This is a genomic window from Heyndrickxia acidicola (assembly GCF_001636425.1).
GTDB lineage: Bacteria > Bacillota > Bacilli > Bacillales > Bacillaceae_C > Bacillus_AE > Bacillus_AE acidicola.
In genome coordinates this window covers 523545-540892 of the sequence record NZ_KV440953.1, presented here as the reverse complement: position 1 = coordinate 540892, position 17348 = coordinate 523545, and the positions used below count along the sequence as shown (strand labels likewise).

18 protein-coding genes are annotated in these 17348 nt (G+C 38.2%); 3 read left to right on the top strand and 15 right to left on the bottom strand.

Going from position 1 to position 17348, the window contains the following annotated elements; translation table 11 throughout:
- Positions 1-50 precede the first annotated feature (50 nt).
- Positions 51-653 carry a YphA family membrane protein gene (locus A5N88_RS02520; RefSeq protein WP_066262643.1) on the bottom strand — a complete coding sequence of 201 codons (603 nt, stop codon included), beginning with the start codon at positions 651-653 and terminating at the stop codon, positions 51-53.
- Positions 654-752: 99 nt separating this feature from the next.
- On the opposite strand from A5N88_RS02520, the gene A5N88_RS02515 reads away from it, so the two are divergent.
- Complete coding sequence (locus A5N88_RS02515; protein ID WP_066262640.1) at positions 753-884, top strand: YpzI family protein; 132 nt, start codon at positions 753-755, stop codon at positions 882-884.
- 537 nt (positions 885-1421) lie between these two features.
- Here the strand turns inward: A5N88_RS02515 and rpsA are convergent.
- From rpsA to A5N88_RS02445, 14 genes are all read right to left on the bottom strand, one after another.
- Positions 1422-2564: a 30S ribosomal protein S1 gene (gene rpsA, locus A5N88_RS02510; RefSeq protein WP_066262637.1), complete on the bottom strand. Its 1143-nt coding sequence runs from the start codon at positions 2562-2564 to the stop codon at positions 1422-1424.
- A gap of 214 nt (positions 2565-2778) precedes the next feature.
- On the bottom strand, positions 2779-3369 hold the full coding sequence (locus A5N88_RS02505; RefSeq protein ID WP_232317505.1) for a lysophospholipid acyltransferase family protein: 591 nt from the start codon (positions 3367-3369) through the stop codon (positions 2779-2781).
- On the bottom strand, positions 3366-4040 hold the full coding sequence (gene cmk, locus A5N88_RS02500) for a (d)CMP kinase (RefSeq protein WP_066270173.1): 675 nt from the start codon (positions 4038-4040) through the stop codon (positions 3366-3368). Before cmk ends, A5N88_RS02505 begins: the two co-directional genes overlap by 4 nt.
- A gap of 276 nt (positions 4041-4316) precedes the next feature.
- Positions 4317-4496, bottom strand: coding sequence for a DUF5359 family protein (locus A5N88_RS02495; protein ID WP_066262635.1), 180 nt, complete (start codon positions 4494-4496; stop codon positions 4317-4319).
- A 145-nt stretch (positions 4497-4641) separates the two neighbouring features.
- On the bottom strand, positions 4642-5295 hold the full coding sequence (locus A5N88_RS02490) for a flagellar brake protein (RefSeq protein ID WP_066262633.1): 654 nt from the start codon (positions 5293-5295) through the stop codon (positions 4642-4644).
- Between the two features lie 147 nt (positions 5296-5442).
- Positions 5443-6792: a germination protein YpeB gene (gene ypeB / locus A5N88_RS02485; RefSeq protein ID WP_066262630.1), complete on the bottom strand. Its 1350-nt coding sequence runs from the start codon at positions 6790-6792 to the stop codon at positions 5443-5445.
- A 13-nt stretch (positions 6793-6805) separates the two neighbouring features.
- Positions 6806-7579 carry a spore cortex-lytic enzyme gene (gene sleB, locus A5N88_RS02480; protein WP_066270169.1) on the bottom strand — a complete coding sequence of 258 codons (774 nt, stop codon included), beginning with the start codon at positions 7577-7579 and terminating at the stop codon, positions 6806-6808.
- A 505-nt stretch (positions 7580-8084) separates the two neighbouring features.
- Positions 8085-8777 carry a glutamic-type intramembrane protease PrsW gene (gene prsW / locus A5N88_RS02475; RefSeq protein WP_066262626.1) on the bottom strand — a complete coding sequence of 231 codons (693 nt, stop codon included), beginning with the start codon at positions 8775-8777 and terminating at the stop codon, positions 8085-8087.
- Positions 8778-8930: 153 nt separating this feature from the next.
- The gene (locus A5N88_RS02470; RefSeq protein ID WP_066262616.1) at positions 8931-9899 is read right to left on the bottom strand and encodes an asparaginase; all 969 of its coding nucleotides are present in this window, start codon (positions 9897-9899) and stop codon (positions 8931-8933) included.
- Positions 9900-10485: 586 nt separating this feature from the next.
- Complete coding sequence (locus A5N88_RS02465) at positions 10486-11451, bottom strand: YpdA family putative bacillithiol disulfide reductase (protein ID WP_066262614.1); 966 nt, start codon at positions 11449-11451, stop codon at positions 10486-10488.
- A 741-nt stretch (positions 11452-12192) separates the two neighbouring features.
- A complete protein-coding gene (locus A5N88_RS02460) occupies positions 12193-13470 on the bottom strand; it encodes a Glu/Leu/Phe/Val family dehydrogenase (RefSeq protein ID WP_066262613.1) in 1278 nt (425 codons plus the stop codon).
- Between the two features lie 466 nt (positions 13471-13936).
- Positions 13937-14500, bottom strand: a complete 564-nt coding sequence (locus A5N88_RS02455; protein WP_066262609.1) for an adaptor protein MecA — start codon at positions 14498-14500, stop codon at positions 13937-13939.
- Positions 14501-14577: 77 nt separating this feature from the next.
- Positions 14578-15348 carry a metallophosphoesterase gene (locus tag A5N88_RS02450; RefSeq protein ID WP_066262607.1) on the bottom strand — a complete coding sequence of 257 codons (771 nt, stop codon included), beginning with the start codon at positions 15346-15348 and terminating at the stop codon, positions 14578-14580.
- A 388-nt stretch (positions 15349-15736) separates the two neighbouring features.
- Positions 15737-16369, bottom strand: a complete 633-nt coding sequence (locus A5N88_RS02445; protein WP_066270167.1) for a CBS domain-containing protein — start codon at positions 16367-16369, stop codon at positions 15737-15739.
- A 466-nt stretch (positions 16370-16835) separates the two neighbouring features.
- On the opposite strand from A5N88_RS02445, the gene A5N88_RS02440 reads away from it, so the two are divergent.
- Positions 16836-17066 carry a spore coat associated protein CotJA gene (locus tag A5N88_RS02440; RefSeq protein WP_066262600.1) on the top strand — a complete coding sequence of 77 codons (231 nt, stop codon included), beginning with the start codon at positions 16836-16838 and terminating at the stop codon, positions 17064-17066.
- Entirely contained in the window at positions 17063-17323 is a 261-nt protein-coding gene (locus A5N88_RS02435; RefSeq protein WP_066262595.1) for a spore coat protein CotJB, read from the top strand. The genes A5N88_RS02440 and A5N88_RS02435 overlap by 4 nt, the downstream gene beginning before the upstream one ends.
- The last annotated feature ends 25 nt before the right edge of the window (positions 17324-17348 follow it).

Below are 17348 nucleotides of genomic sequence, written 5' to 3'. Positions count from 1 at the left end.
CAATAATATCCTAAGCAGGCAATCCACTTTTAAAACAGTTCCTGGCCTGCCTAATACTGTCTTTCATTTTTCACAGATTGCCGTACAGACATAAAAGTTGAGAGTTGATTTATAAGATGCCAGATAATTGTAAACGATAAATAAACGGAACAAATATCTAAAAATGGGTCAGATGCTATGGGATAGTGAATTCCCCATTTTGACAAAAAGATGGAAAAGAGAATCTCACCATGTATAGCAGCGATCACCATACTAGAAAGACACTTATATAAAGATTGAGGGTATAAAAACTGTCCCAAAAGAAAGACCATGCCACCAAGCATAAGCCTTCTATCCATGAACATCCAGATGGGATCATACAATTCCATTAACATAGCACCAGTAAAACCGGAAGTGATTATCATAACCGACAATATCATATATAATTTCCTTGTAAATGAAAGGGAATTAAGATAGTAATACCCTATAGCAAGCAATAATAATGCGGGTAATTTAATGGAAAATGAAAAAATCGGAATACTATAAGGATAAGAAATAATCAAAATTAACGACAAGGCTGCAGCCGGAATTCTCATTGAATTTTGCTTATTCAAAAAAAATGTTGCAATTAGCCACACAGCCCATAAGAAACCTAAAAACATCTCTCCATCCATTTCTACATCACCTCACTCCCATTATGGGAAAAGATAATGAACTCTAACCATGAATAACAAAAATTTATAGTGAAAACCTTATAATAGGAGGTGTTTAATATGGGAAAAGATCGTCAGGAAAAGAAATTAAAAGCAAGCCGCACCGTGGAGTCGAACCGAGACCAAGCCCTTCATTATGACGGAGCCACAAGAATGGAAAGCCCAGAAGAAGCAAGAAAAAATCAGAGGTAGCAAGAAAAGCGGAAGCTGCCCGCTTATCGGCGACCAGCATAAGACGAGCCAGACATTAGGGTCGATCTTTACCCTTATGTCTGGCTTGGCTTATGACCTCGAGCCGATGGCAGCTGAAGCTGGACATATTGAAAAGTGGAGGGCGACGTTTAGCGGCGTACAGACTTTTTAGGGCTTCGACTGAGATAAAGGAAACACGAAAAGCGAAAGCTTTTCGATGTTGACTTATCATAGGGAGAAGACCGAAAGTCTGCTAGCCGCTGGAGCCCGGAACTGGACATCTTAGAAAAGCGGAAGCTGCCCGCTTATCGGCGACCAGCATAAGACGAGCCAGACATTAGGGTTGATCTTTACCCTTATGTCTGGCTTGGCTTATGACCTTGAGCCGATGGTGACGAAAATTGGTTTTTAATCCTTTCAACTGGGACTAAAAATTCCATTTCCCATTCTTGAACTGCTATAGGAATAAACACTAATAAACAACAGCCTCTAAAATAGAAAAAGAGCTCCCTTATTGAGAACTCTTTTTTATAAATATTAATCTTTTTTTAGGCTTTTTAATTTATCTCCGATCATATCACCAAGAGAGAATCCTTTTGTTTCTTCAGGAAGCTCAAAATCATGGTTTTCAGAGGCTGGAGCTTCTTCAAGTTCCTTAATGCTTAAGGATAATCTTTGCTCACTTGCATTTACATCCAATACCTTCACTTTTACTTCCTGGCCTTCCTTCAACACTTCATGAGGTGTCCCGATATGCTTGTGTGAAATTTGTGAAATGTGGACAAGCCCTTCCACTCCAGGAAATACTTCGACAAATACTCCAAAAGAAACAATTCTTTTCACTGTGCCTGTATGAATAGAACCGAGAGGAGCTTTCTCATCAATATTAGACCAAGGGCCAGGCAGTGTTTCTTTAATGGAAAGTGAGACTCTTTCATTGTCACGATCAACCGAAAGGACCTTTACCTTCACTTTGTCTCCCTCTTTCACAACATCAGAAGGCATCGCAACATGTTCATATGAAAGCTGTGAAATATGGACAAGCCCATCTACACCGCCAATATCTACAAAAGCACCAAAATCTGTCAAGCGCTGTACTGTACCTTCAAGGACTTGTCCAACTTCAATCGACTCAAGTACTTGTTTTTTACGATTAGCTTTTTGAGATTCAAGAACGGCACGGTGTGATAAAATTAAGCGGTTTTTTTCACGATCAAGCTCCACAATTTTAAAGGTAAGTGTTTTTCCTTTATAATCAGAAAAATCTTCAACATAACGGTCTTCAACAAGAGATGCAGGAACAAATCCCCTTACACCTAAGTCAATGACAAGACCGCCTTTGACTACATCGCTGACTTCCGCTTCGAAAATTTCATTGTCTTCAAAACGGCGCTGCATTTCCTCCCAGGCTTTTTCAGCATCCACTTTTCGTTTGGAAACAATTAATGCTTCTTCTTCAATTTTCGTTACAACCAGATCAAGTACATCGCCTTCATTCACAACATCTGAAGCCTGTTCAATATGGAGGCTCGATAACTCACTGATCGGAATAATTCCGTCAAGCTTGCTGCCCTCGATGGAAACTAGAACTTGTTTCTCTTCCACCTTTGTTACAGTTCCTTTAACTTTATCATTTTCTGAAAAAGACCTTACCTCTACTTGATTCATATCTTCTGTCATTATGTATTCCTCCTTTATCCGACTGCTGAATCATATTAGTCAGCTACGGCTTCGGGGCTTTAATGTCAAAGATTTCCTCTGGCATCGGTTATTAAACAAAACTTTTTATTCGCCCATTTCAAAAGACCGAAGCTCTCATTTAAATTCATACTAATCAAAAAAAACTACTAATATAAACTTCTAACAATTAAGGCTTTTTGTCAAGCAAAGACACTCAAGACCGATGTTTTTCCATAAGTTTACGGATTTCATTCATAATCACTTCTGTTGCTTCCTCTGCACTTTTTTTATTTTGCCTTAAAGGATCCATATCAATTGGCTGGCCATATACTACTTTCAGCCTTTTAAATGGTTTGTATGGGCCAATAATGGCACAGGGAACAACATTTGCTTTTGTCCTTAAGGCAAAGAAACCGGCTCCTGCCATGCCCTTCCCCAGCTCTCCTGTTTTACTTCGAGTACCCTCTGGGAACACACCTAAAACCTGATTCTCCTTTAAAACACTTAATGCCATTCTTAGCGCTTCTCTGTCATTCTTCCCTCTCTTTACAGGGAAAACGTTGAGCTTTATCATAAGCTTTTTCATAAAAGGGGATTTAAACAGTTCTTCCTTGGCCATAAAAATAATGGGTCTCGGGGCAGTAATCCCTACAACCGGCGGATCCAGGTTGTTAATATGATTTGAGCACAGAAGTACACCCCCATCTTTAGGGAAATGCTCAAGCCCAATGATTTCAAATCGATAAATCGGGTTTAAAAGCTGCCAGACTGCCCTTTTTGCGAACATATAGAATGTCACATTCACTCTTTCCTTTCCAAAGCTAGTGTCATGATTTTATCTACTACATCCATAATAGATAACGAAGTAGTGTCAATGGTCACAGCATCTTCTGCTTTTCTTAATGGAGATACTTCTCTTTCAGAATCCAGTTTATCCCTTTGCTCAATTTCCAGCTTTAGCTGTTCAAGCTCAGAGGGATAGCCCTTTGCCAGGTTTTCAGAATGACGTCGCTCGGCCCGCTCTTCAACGCTGGCCAATAGGAATATTTTTAGCTCTGCATCCGGAATCACCTGTGTGCCTATATCCCGGCCGTCCATTACAACTCCGCCGTCCTTGGCAAGCACCTTCTGTCTTCTAACCATCTCTTCACGCACCAGGCGATATTTTGAAACTTGGGATACAGAGTTTGTTACATTAGATTCTCTAATCAGGCTTGTAACATTCTGCCCGTCTACCAAAACAATTTGGCCTTCGCTTCCGGGTTTTAGTTCAATAGTCGTATTATAAAGAAGGTCAGCAAGTGCATCTTCATCCTGAAGATCCACTTGTTTTTGAAGTGCTTTATATGTTAAGGATCTGTACATAGCACCCGTGTCAATATAAATAAACGAAAGATTTTCAGCTATTATTTTCGCTACCGTGCTCTTTCCTGCCGCTGCCGGTCCGTCAATCGCAATTCGGATTTTTTTCTTCATTACAGCTTCACCCATTCTATTTCATTTCTACATGATTTTAAGTAATCCTTCTTATTTTACCATAAGAGTTTCCAATAAAAAAAATCTCTTCATAAATTTTAGGCTGTGTTAAATTCAATGTTGATAACTGCTCGTTTTTTTGTTCATTTTACAGTAAAGAAAGGAATGAGCTAAAAAACAACAGCGTTCTTTAACACAGCCAAATGTTAAATACTGAGTATTTCCAATTCCTTCAAAATAAGAATTCCACAAAAAAAAAGAAGACTTAATGTCTTCTTATCTTCTATTCCATGTTTCCATTATCGGGGTTTCGGTATTGCTATTTACACCCTCGTAAAGAGTAATTTTTTGAAGCTGGCCAAGAAAATGAAACTGATGAAATATCATTTGTACAGTAATCAGCAAAATAAAGTGCAGGATGACTAGCTTTAAAAGCCACCTTTCAATAAACTTCATTGTTTTCACTCCTGGAAAGGCATGTATACTACTTTCTATTATGCTTTTGTTCATCCTGCATTATTCATAGGCTATGTATAATGAGTCTGTTGTTTTTCAGACATTCGGATAAATCGGCTGTTTAACAAACCTTTGAACTCGGCTGTCAGTTGATTACTAAGCCTTTCTTCCTTAGATGTAATTGGCGGATAAAGCAAAAACGAATCAACAGCTGCTGCTCTTTTTCTTGCAACTGCCTGAATTGAAGAGAGACTTTCCTGCTGCCTGCTTCTTCCCATGTGCGTATGACTTTAAATTCCAGCTGAAGATAATGATATTCGCCCGATGACATCGGAAATACAAAAATCCCTTCTCCTTCTTCTTGGTCATTCGGGATGGAATCTAATGGCAATATTACAGCACAGCCTCCTGCGCTGAGATCGGTTGTTACCGTTGGAATGTGCATATTTGATTCGCGGAAATGCAAGGCGGTGTCTACAGCCGTTTCAACCCTAACGAATTGACGCCTTTGGATTTTTTCTATCTTATCTTCTTCAGGAAGCTCCAATATAACGAGCGGAATTTCCTTTTTAATTCTTCCTACTACCTGCGTTCTGAATTTATATGCGTTTTGTTTTTCGTCTATAAAGATAATATCAAGTGATTGGGAATTCAAAAGAAAAACAGTCCGATTGGTTCGAATATCTATCGGATAATCTATATAGATTCGGTTTTCCTCTATATCCGCAACTTTGCATCTAAATTTTTCATGTTTTGAGTTGGCGGGTTCCATCGTTAAAGATGCTCCAATATTTAACATAACAGCAAGCCCTTTCTATTCTATCCCTCCTTATAATTATGACATAAATAGACTGATTTTTCTAGACTTTATCTTTTAAGGAAAATATTATTATTTTTTACAAGAAAAAGCACTTCTCTTCTTAACGAAGGAGAAGTGCTGCCTGTTTTATAGTGTATTTTTATAAATCTTCTCTGCATTTTGCAGTTTATCGACCTTTTCTTCGGCTCCATCTTTTGCATTAATATATATTCTGTACGTATCATTTCCCATTGTACCTAGAAATTCATAACAAAGCACTTCTTTTCCCAAGTCATTTACTACTACTGCTAATCTTTCTTCCATAATTTTTATTTTTGGATTCACATACGTGCGAGCTTTTTTTAGTGAAAGAACTGGTTTTGGGAGCTTTCTATCATGGTGCGCTTTCAAATAATCATCTGCGGTAAATCCAATGATTTGTCCATTATCCAAAGCCACCTTCATTCTAATTGTTTCAGGGTAAATAAAAACACCATTTTGACTAGTAACAAAGGAGAAGACTCCAATTGTGTCATATTGTGAGCTTTCGAACAAATCCATATGCTGATAATGATTTTTCGTTAAAAATGCTGCTGCCTTGTTCGCCGCTTCATTTAAACTGAGCTTTTGTTTACCGATATTACGCCTTTCGATATACCAAATGGGGAAACCGCCTTTTTTGGTGATGTCCAAGTATCCTTCATTATGATTCTTATCTACAATAGAAATGCTGTAAAAACCATATTTAGAGCCCTTTCTATTTTGTGTCACTTTTACTTTTAACGGTTTTTTCATATTGGAATACTTCTCGGCAATACGAATGGCCTCTTGCTTGGAAATGGATTTTCCCTTTAAATTTCTAAAGTTCTCATCCTTCTTTTGAATATTGACAAAATTAGGATTTTCCGTAGGTGCGTCTGAATAGCTGCTTGCCGTTTTATCTACGGTCTTAAAACCATCTATAATGGTATTGTCAGAACTTTGCTTTCCGTTTGCAAGTGCTGTCTGCACATCCATCCAGTGTAGATTGTTTTTTAGAACCAAATATTGAACCTGCCTTAACCCATCCTGGATATTCCCACTTTGGCCATATAACTTTTGAAGCGTTCCATACTCCTTATCTGTTAAAGGCTCTTTATCAAGATCTCGCACGGCAGTACGGTAGCTGAAATTCCCAACATTATTTAAAAATTCTTCGGTTTTATTAAAAGGCATAAGAGATAACGGCAGTTGTCCCACATCGTTATGGGCTTCTGAAGTTATCCTCCATACTTCTGCCAGAGATGGTGAAAGAGACTTGCGCGAATTCATGGCAAGCGTTGACCCGATTTTGTCGTGAAGCAAATCCATTCTATAACTTAGTTCGTGAAAAGACCTTTGATAATTATTTTCTGCGTTTACTAAAGCGGCTTGCTTTTGGCGGTGCTGCTGGTAGCCCCACGCTCCTGTTCCTACTACTGCCAATACTAATACTACAATGATAATACTTTTATACATTCAATTCCCCCCCTTACTTACAGAAAATGTGTTTCCCAATTTTTTTAATTTGCGGCCGCGACCATATCCACTTGCTCGTGGCAGTATCAGGATTAAAATAATAAAGCGCATGTCCAGTTGGATCCCATCCGTTTATAGCATCAATCACGGCCCTTTTGGCTGTTTCATTTGGAGTCAGCCAAATTTGACCGTCGGAAACAGCTGTAAAAGCTCCAGGTTCAAAAATAACTCCCGAAACAGTATTAGGAAAAGAAGGGCTTTGCACACGGTTTAAGATTACTGCTGCAACGCCAACCTGTCCGATAAACGGCTCACCTCTCGATTCTCCATAAACGGCATTTGCCAGAAGCTTGATATCATTTTGGGAGAAACCATTTGGAACATTTAAAGCACCTGTATTCGTTGTCGTTTGTCCGGCAGATGAAGAGGAGCTTGCAGGCGGTTTGGTGCCTGGATTTTGATTGCGAGGAGCCCCCCCATAATAGGTAAATGGACGCATTGAATTAATCTGTGATTTTACATACCCCTTATCATATTTAGAGACATCCACTAATTTATTTTTCACCGAATCCCCCGCCAGCCCGTCAACAGGTAGACCATACGCTTGCTGAAAATTACGCAATGCCCAATATGTACCCCAGCTGAAAACACCATCAATCTGCCCTTTAAAATACCCGATATATTGAAGGCGTGCCTGTAATTCTATTACATCATCGCCAACTGCTCCCCGCTGGATTACCTGATTGGTAAAAGCATGCGCTGGTTCATTACGCAAAGTTAATACCATGAAGCCTAAAAAGAAGGCTGCAAGCCCCTTTTTAACATTACTGTCCTTCAATCTTTCAACCCCCCATCACATATTTACGCCTAGTTTTTGTTGACAGAGGGATTTTATTCAATAAAAAAACAATTGAACGTTTAATTGTCCAATTGTTTAATAAAGGCTCTTTTTGTCTACTTTGTTCCTGTTTGACATAATTAATGATTTAAATAACAGGTTATGAATTAAAATTTGTGAATAGCTTACGAAAAGATGCCGTGAAGACAGGCAACTTAGCGATTTATCCATTATACGAAAAGCAACAATCTATGCAAAAAAAACCCTAGAAAATATCTATTTGGTATATTTCTTTCTAGTCAGGCTATTATACCTATTTCTTTAAAGGCTTTGTTAAATTCCTATGTTGATAACTGCTCGTTTTCAGATCATTTTTCAGCTGATCTGAAAAATAAGTTAAAAAACAACAGAGTCCTTTAATAGAGCCTATTTAAAAGAAAAATACAGACAGTGATCAATCAAAATTCTGATTTCCGGCCAATTGCACTTTTTCATGCATTTTTCTGGTTAAATGTCTGGCATGCTTCACTTTCCTCATACCCAGCCACCACAAAAAAAGCATAAAGGGAATAATATACGTTACCCATCGCTTTTCAATGAGAAAAATATAATCATATAATCCGTGTAGCAGATAAGGGATTATGAGTGCCATAAAGAGCCAGCTGGCCTTTTTATTATCGATGGTAAATTTCCCTTTCCCAAAATAATAGCCCATAATTACACCAAACAAGGCATGGCTTGAAACTGGCATCAGCGCTCTTCCAAGTGCAACTTGAAGACCATTCGCCAGAATATACAAAATGTTCTCAACCGTTGCAAAACCAAGAGATACGCTGACACAATAAACGATTCCATCATATGGCTCATTAAATTGGTCGTGATGAAAGATTACAAAATAAACAATGAACCATTTAAAAAATTCTTCCGGAAGACTGGAAGCTAAAAAGGCATTGGCAATATGCCCCATAAAAATATTCTCTGTTGTTAAAACATGCTGGATAAACATTATAGGAAAAGTGATGACAGAACCCAATAGAAACGTTTTGACCACCAGGCGGATTGGCTCAGGATTAAACTGGTCTTTTAAATAAAAGTAGCTTAACAGTGCAAGGCCCGGAGCAATTCCAGCTGACAAAACCATCAGCATAGTATACCCTCTTTTCATTCCCTTTCTTTACTTAAGGCTATTTCCTCATAGATTATTCATAGATTATTGCCTTTAACATGGTTAAAATTTTTGATGCATTTATCCGTTAAGTTATTGCATTTTAATTAGCGGCAAAACAAAAAGATTTATCTTCTACTTTTTAAAATATTCCGGGTCAATATCCTCATAGCTTGCCAATAGGACAGCTAACTTTATCCTTGCCTTTTTGCTGTCATAATCTTCTCCAAGAATAACTCCGCGCTCCAGCAGGTCGTGAGCACTTCCCAAGTAGCTGTAGGCTGGATATACTTTCCCTTCTTCTGCACTGGTAGTTACAACAATTTTCATTCCTTTGTTTAACGCATTTTGAATTGAATCAACCATGCTTGGTGCAGCCTGGCCTCTACCAACCCCTTCAAGCACAATCCCTTCTACTTGATGCTGAGTGGCAGCATCAATAAACATTCCTGTTGCACCACTGTAGCACTTAATGATTTCTACCCTTGGAATTTCCTTTATTAATTGATGTGTCTCATGAATTATTGGTTTTTGATAAACACTTACCACATCATTATCAATTATGCCTAAATAGCCATAGCCAAACGACTCGAAGCCTTGTAAATTTGAAGCGTGAACTTTCTTTACATACCTGGCTGAGTAAATTCTTTCATTGAAAACAACTACTACACCTACATCTGACAGAATCGTATCTGTGGCAACAAAAATAGAATTTCTCAAATTTGAATATACATCTGTACCAACATCATGAGGTGAACGCTGTGAACCTGTAATCACAATTGGTCTTGGATCATTAATTGTTAAATCAAGAAAATAGGCAGTCTCCTCTAAAGAGTCAGTACCATGTGTCACTACGATGCCCGAAACCGTTTCATCCAGCAGTTCTTTCTCAATCGCTTTTCTTATGTAATCCATTTTTCCAAAATCAATATGCATTGACGGAAGCTGAAGCAAGTTAATGACTCTTATTTCAATATCATCCGGTAATTGACAAAGAGCAGCTAATTCATCCCCCGTTAAGGCGCCAGATGAAAGTAAGCCATTTTCAATTGTTTTACTTGCAATGGTTCCCCCCGTTGTAATGAGCGATACTTTCTTTTTCAATTCCTTCACCCTTTCTACTCAATATTTTACACTAAAAAAGAAGGATTGCGTGACATTAGAAAAGATTAGTTTTTCATTTAATTCGTTTCAACTTCCCTTTTTTCATATCTTGGAAAACATATACTTATTAAATTATCCTGTGTTTATTCCCTTATTCAACGGATTCTTACAATGGTTGTTTTACTGTAGAGTATGAGCTTAATTATGCATGTTCACCAGCATATTTTCACTTAATCTGCTTTTCAAACGCCTTTGTTATTCCGCTGCAGACACTCGCTTTCCGCAGGGCAGTCAGAGAGCCTCCTCGGCGCAATTTGCGCTTGTTTGGTGCCGCCTGTAGTAGGACAAGAAAAATATCTACAGATTTTAGCATTTTGTAATTTCCTGCTAAAAATAAAAAATCGGCTTTCACCGATTTTTATTTAAGATTTATTCGTTAAATCATTTAACCAATATAGTCTCTGTCTAGTTCCAGCGCCCATTGATTTTCTGCGTTTCCTCCCTGCGAAAAGTCAACATCTAGTTTTCTTTATCTCAGTCAAGATTATAAAATCGGTACACCAATGAGCAGGGGGCAGCACGGTTCTTATTCTCTGTCTGCAATAGAAGCAGCAATCAGGCCGCCATGAAAACGCCCATTTTCAATAAAAATTTCATTCGCATTATTTCCTGCAGCAATAACCCCTGAAATAAAAATCCCTTCAATGTTTGTTTCCATTGTTTCGGGATTGTGAACGGGTCTTCCTGTAACGGCATCCAGTTCAACTCCCATATTTTTAATAAAGGAATGGTCAGGATGATAGCCTGTCATCGCGAATACAAAATCATTTTTTATCTTTTTTAGCTCATTTCCTTTTTGATAGACAACTTGTGTTTCTGTAACTTCGGTCAAATGTGCACCAAATTCCAATTTAATGTGTTCATTTCGAATTAAGGCATCGTATTCAGGCAAGATCCACGGTTTAACACTTTCAGAGTATTTGGTGCCTCTGTATAAAGCGGTAACACGGGCACCTGCTTTATTTAATTCAATTGCTGCATCCACAGCTGAATTTTTACCCCCGATTACTACCACATCCGTATCAAAAAATGGATGTGCCTCTTTAAAATAATGGAAAACCTTGTCAAGGCTTTCCCCCGGTATATTTAAATAGTTGGGGTGGTCATAATACCCTGTAGCCACAATGACATAAGGTGTCTCATATACTTGTTTTTCTGATACCACTTTAAATAAACCGTTTTCCTGCTTTTCTACTTTTTCTACCCTTTCAAAACGATTTACCCTCAGGTTCTTTCTCTTTGTTACTTCCCGGTAGTAAACAAGAGCCTGATTCCGTTTTGGTTTTAATTCTTCATTGACAAATGGAACAGAACCAATTTCAAGCTTTTCACTTGAGCTAAAAAATGTTTGATGCGTTGGATAGTTAAAAATTGAATTAACGATATTTCCTTTTTCAATAATTAAAGGAATTTTACCTGCATCCTTTAAAGCAATGGCAGCAGCAAGCCCGCATGGCCCGCCGCCAATAATTACACAATCTTCTTTTTGCATTACTTTCACCTCTGTCATAACAGCTTTATTCTATAATCGCTATTCGTAATTTACATACCAGACTGCAAACTTAGTTCGAAATAATACGAAGCAACAATTAATAATTAGAAGAAATCCGTTCTTTTTGTATTTGTTTCTGTTAATCTTGCCTGTTGATTTCTGCTGAAGGCACTCGCTTTTCGTGGCGGCAGGGGACTGCTCGCGGCATGCTCCTGCAGGGTCTCCCCTAACTGACTTTTCTAAGCAGGAGTCTTTCGCCTTTTGCTCTAATCAACAAAGGGATAAAATTATCATTGCTCTTTAATAGAGCCTTGTTCTTACTAAGGCTCTATTCGTAAACTCTGTTGTAATTGAACATATGAAAATAAAAAAACAACAGGTTCTGTATTAAAACTTGTGATTAGATTACAAAAAATATACACGAAAGCGCAACCGAAAACGGAATTGATCTATTGTATGAAATGCAACAATCAATCCGAAAACAGCCTTAGCTAATAAGGCTACAACCATTCTATATAGATGGTTTTATTAAAGAGCTCTGTTGATTTTAGCTCATTAGTGGAAAACAGCCGTTTTACACACCTTTAAGCTAGCTAAAAAACGAGCAGTTATCAACATAGAAAATAAATAGACCCAAAAATAAAAAATCTCCCATCGATTATGATAGGAGATTTTTTGTCTTCCTGCAATGATCTTGCCCGGATAAAATAAAATTATTGCTGTTTACTTTTAGAACAAAAATTAAATCCAGCCTCTGAAACGGGAAGCTTCAGCTGATTTCCGTACACCAACCATATAAGCAGCCAACCGCATATCGACCCGCCTGGTTTCAGCAGTATTGTATACATTTTCAAAGGAGCTGACCAATACTTTTTCAAGCTTTTCTTCAATTTCCTCTTCAGTCCAGTAATACCCCTGATTATTTTGAACCCATTCAAAGTAAGAAACGGTTACGCCGCCGGCAGAAGCAAGGACATCCGGAACCAAAAGTATACCGCGTTCAGACAGAATTTTAGTTGCTTCAAGAGTCGTTGGGCCGTTCGCTGCCTCTACTACAATTTGCGCTTTAATATTATGTGCGTTATCTTCGGTAATTTGATTTTCAATTGCAGCCGGAACTAAAATATCACAGTCAAGTTCAAGCAATTCCTTATTCGATATCGTATTATTAAAAAGCTTTGTTACTGTACCAAAGCTGTCTCTTCGATCAAGCAAGTAATCAATGTCCAAGCCTTCAGGATCATGGAGGGCGCCATAAGCATCAGAAATTCCAATTACCTTTGCTCCAGCATCGTGCATGAATTTAGCTAGGAAACTGCCTGCATTTCCAAAGCCTTGAATGACGACTCTCGCGCCTTCAATTTTGATATTTCGTCTTTTTGCAGCCTCACGGATACAAATGGTTACCCCCTGGGCTGTTGCTGATTCACGGCCATGAGATCCGCCTAAGACAAGAGGTTTACCAGTAATAAAGCCTGGAGAATCATTTTCCTTTAAACGGCTGTATTCATCCATCATCCACGCCATAATTTGTGAATTTGTAAAGACATCCGGAGCTGGAATATCCTTTGTAGGTCCTACAATCTGGCTGATCGCCCGGACATAGCCGCGGCTTAGGTTCTCAAGCTCGCGGAATGACATATCGCGAGGATCGCAAATGATGCCGCCTTTTCCCCCTCCATATGGAAGGTTTACAATTCCGCATTTCAACGTCATCCAAATGGACAATGCCTTTACTTCCTTTTCCGACACATTTGGATGAAAGCGTACTCCTCCTTTAGTCGGACCGACAGCATCATTATGCTGTGCACGGTACCCAGTAAAAATTTTAACGGATCCATCATCCATACGGACTGGAATTTTAACAGTAAGCATACGAATCGGCTCTTTAAGCAATTCATATACTTCCTCAGGGTAGCCCAGTCTGTCCAAAGCTTTGCGAATTACGGTCTGTGTTGATTTTAATACATCATGCTTTTCTTCAAGTGTGTGTTTATCTGCACCCTGTTCGGCTGCCATTGTTGGTAACCTCCTAAAATATCACTTTCATGAACGATAAGTTTCGTCCTTCAGAAAATAGTATACACTTTTACTATATTTATGCAATATGATTTTTCAAAGAATTGAAACCGCTACCAAATGATATGTTCCTTCACCTTCCTTTTACAAATGTCGTTAAAAGAGATACATTTTCTGCTAAAATCAGCATGCGGCATCTCACTTAAATTCCCCTTTTTTTCGTAAAGGTTTGTTAAAGGACAATGGTGTTTTTAGCTCAGTGAAACATCAGTTTCACTGAGCTAAAAAATGAGCAGTTATCAACATTTTACACATCCCTTGTTTAGAAAAAGATAAAAATTAGACAATAAAATACTCCGAACCCCTCCCTGCAATTTTTCCTTCCAAAAAAGCAAAAAGGACACCCAAGGCGCCCTCATTTTATATCCATTTTTAGATTCTAATTTATTATGTCATTTGCAGGTCATTATTTTTTAAAGTGCACTAATAGTGTATCAATGGCCTTTTCTTCTATTAGACAGCTGCCATACTCCTCAACCATGTGGATAAAGGTATGAGCAGGTGTACCAAACTCCTCAAATAAAGAATGAACGTACACTGATTCGGATTGTATCACCGCATAATATTTTTCTTCAAATTGATATAGCTTACTATTTAAATGGATTTTGTGATTATCCATGCAAAATGCCAGCTCAATTAAATCATCGATCGTTTCAAAAGCATATAAGAAGGCCTTCCCCAATATTTCTTCGGCCTCGGAAAGAGTTTCTAATATTTCTTCATTATCGTCATAAACTTCATCCATCGTTAGAATAAGCACAATTTCTTTCGCATTTAAAGAGTATATTTCAACAGAAATCGTATCGGAAGCTTCGAGCTGATATTCTTCCCGTGCCACTTCCACCATTTCGTCAAACAAGTCATACCAAATAAAGGATTCTAATTCTTCTGCAAGAAACCCTCGTTTCTGCAATTCTTCAAACGTAATGGAGTATTTAATTTTGTTTGGAGAAAGTCGTTCAAGTTTCATGTATTCCGCCCCCTGATATGGCTCTTAACACCATACTATGTTATCAGGGGAAGATGGTTCTTTTATCTGACTATATTTCATCCTTTTTTTAATGTAATTACATGCACTTCCGGTTTTGCACCAAGCCTAAGAGGCAGATGAGAGGTGCCATAGCCATTGCTGATCAATTGAATCATCCCTTCTTTTGTCCGTATTCCCCCTCTTTTATATGGACTATAGCCTAAGATATGAATTTGTCCCCCATGTGTATGGCCGCTTAAAATAAACGGGATGAAGGTATTCTTGTTTAACTGGTCCATGATTGATGGATTATGAGATAATAAAATTTTAAATTTTGCATTTTCTGTATTTACTAATGCGGCTTCCAGATCATCTTTCTCCATTGCAATATCATCAATTCCAATCAGTGCTATGCTTTTTTCAGACGATCCAAGCAAAAGGCTTTCATTACGGATCATCCTGACATTGGTATTCTTCAATAACGAAATGAGCTGTTCTTCCTTCACATCATAATCATTATTGCCCCATACAAAAAAGACGGGACCTATCTCCTTAAGCCGCTGCAAATTTTGGGTTACTCTTTCCATAGGAACTTTCTTTTCGAGAAGATCGCCGCCAATAATGACAAGATCTGCATTGCCTTTTCCCTTTTCAATGATAGATGGATGAATGATCCTTTTATGTATATCAGAAATAAAAAAGATTTTAAGCGGTTCACGATCATGCGGGAACGAGGAAAAAGAAAATGTGTGACTTAGCACATTATTCTCAAAAGCTTCTTTTACCATAAAAATCAGGAGCGCAAGCCCCATAATGACCAGTAAGCCAATGCCGATGATGTATACCATTTTTGCCTCCTAATCTGTTCATTTTAGTATGATACCACTACAGGCAGCTGTTTTAAACATCAATCAAGCTGCCGCTGTTACACAAAACAGCCATCAGGCAAATTTTCCAGTAGGCTCTGTTAATCCTGTTTGTTGATTTCCACTCCAAGCGCTGCTTATCGCCTGTGAGTTCTTCCTTTACTCGCTATTCCCTAAGGACTACAGCATATCCGTTCCAATCAAAGTTCGATCAATATCAACATTGAACTGTAGCATAGCATTTCAGATAAAAGTGTGAAACAGTACATGAACAGCTTTTGCAATTATGGAATGCCATACAAAAAAGGAGACTTACCATTACAGCAGCTCCCTCTTGTGCATCATTCTCCCGCATTCAATCCTCAGTTTATCAGTCCTCAAAAATACTTAAAATACGGAAACCTGCATTTTCCAATTTCTTCACAAACCTATCGAGATTATCCTTTTTTTCAACCTTTAATACAATTCTTCTTACAAGCATATCATTTTCGTCGAACGTCACTAAAGAAATAACTGATTCATGGAATTGTTTAATAATCTCTGAAAGCCTTGAAATTCGCCCTTCCACTTCCACCGAGCTTAACGCTATCCGAACTCCCGGACGGTTCATGCCAAAAGCACTTTGAAATTGCTCAAGTACATTAAAGCGTGTAACCACACCTTTAAACTGTCTGTTTGAATCTACCACAGCTAAAAGAGGGAAATCTTTAAGACTGACAAGTGTTTCTTCAAAAATTTCGTTCCCTTGAAAAAAATCGTTTTCATGAGTCACTATATCTTTTGCTTTAGTGGAAAGCAAGAATTCTTCTTTTGAAAGACCCGTTTTGAAAAATGCTTTATAAATATGGTAATGGGTAATCATGCCCACATATTCCTCACCATTTAACACCGGAAGTCCATCCACAGCTTTTTCCTTCAATACCTCTAAAGTCTTTTCAAGGGAATCATTTACATCCACAACAAAGCAATTGTGCTTTGGAATCATTACACTTTTAATAAACATATTACTACCGCCCTTCAATAAAGCAAAATTATTTTCAGTTTCATTATACTTCGACAAAATTGGGATAATTCCTCTTCTCCTTTTAAAGCCATAAAATATTATTTTGATTTTCTATTAAAATTACCCCAGTTCAATCTTTCCTTCTGATTTCCCTCTCCTGGCGCCTGCACTCCGATGCCGGTTTGGGAACCAGATCTCCTCATTAAACCTGCGGTGGCTCCTTTAACCTTTTTTCCTGCAGTGTTTTCCGCCTTTTCCCCATAAGATCTGAGCCAAAATGAACAATGCGTTTACACAGACTTAAATTTATGCCGTGTTACATTTCTATGTTGAAAACTGCTCGTTTTTCAGCTCATTTTCATGAGCTAAAAAACAACAGAGACCTTTAACAAAGCCTAAATTTAAAAGACATGAATAACATCACCTGGCCATACAATGAAATAATGACATACAAAAGGAGGAAATTATGAGTACAAATTATAAAAGCTACGAGCCGTATGCCAGTCCTTTTGATCCTTGTCCGCCCATTAAGGTGAAAACATATTCAACACCGCCAAATCTTTATATGGGGTTTCAGCCCTCAAGCCTTCCACAGTTTTCTCCCAAGGAAGCTTTAAAAAGAGGCACTCTTTGGAAACCCTTCTACGACCCCTATTACAGTCCATATGAAAGCGCAAGGGAGAGATCGGAAATATGAAACAGCTCCCTCCTGAGTATTATGAAATATTGGAAGAGCTGCAGACAGTCGATTTTGTGATCGTAGATCTTGCCCTATATCTCGATACACATCCGGAAGACCAGGAAGCCATCCAGCAATATAACAGCATGATTAAACAGAGGAAGCGGATCAAAAAGCAATATGAACTGCAATTCGGTCCCTTGACTAGCTTTGGAGGAAGCTATTCCCCTTTTCCCTTCGAATGGAAAGAAGCTCCATGGCCATGGCAAGTATAGTTCAATATGTTTCGATTTTATTGAA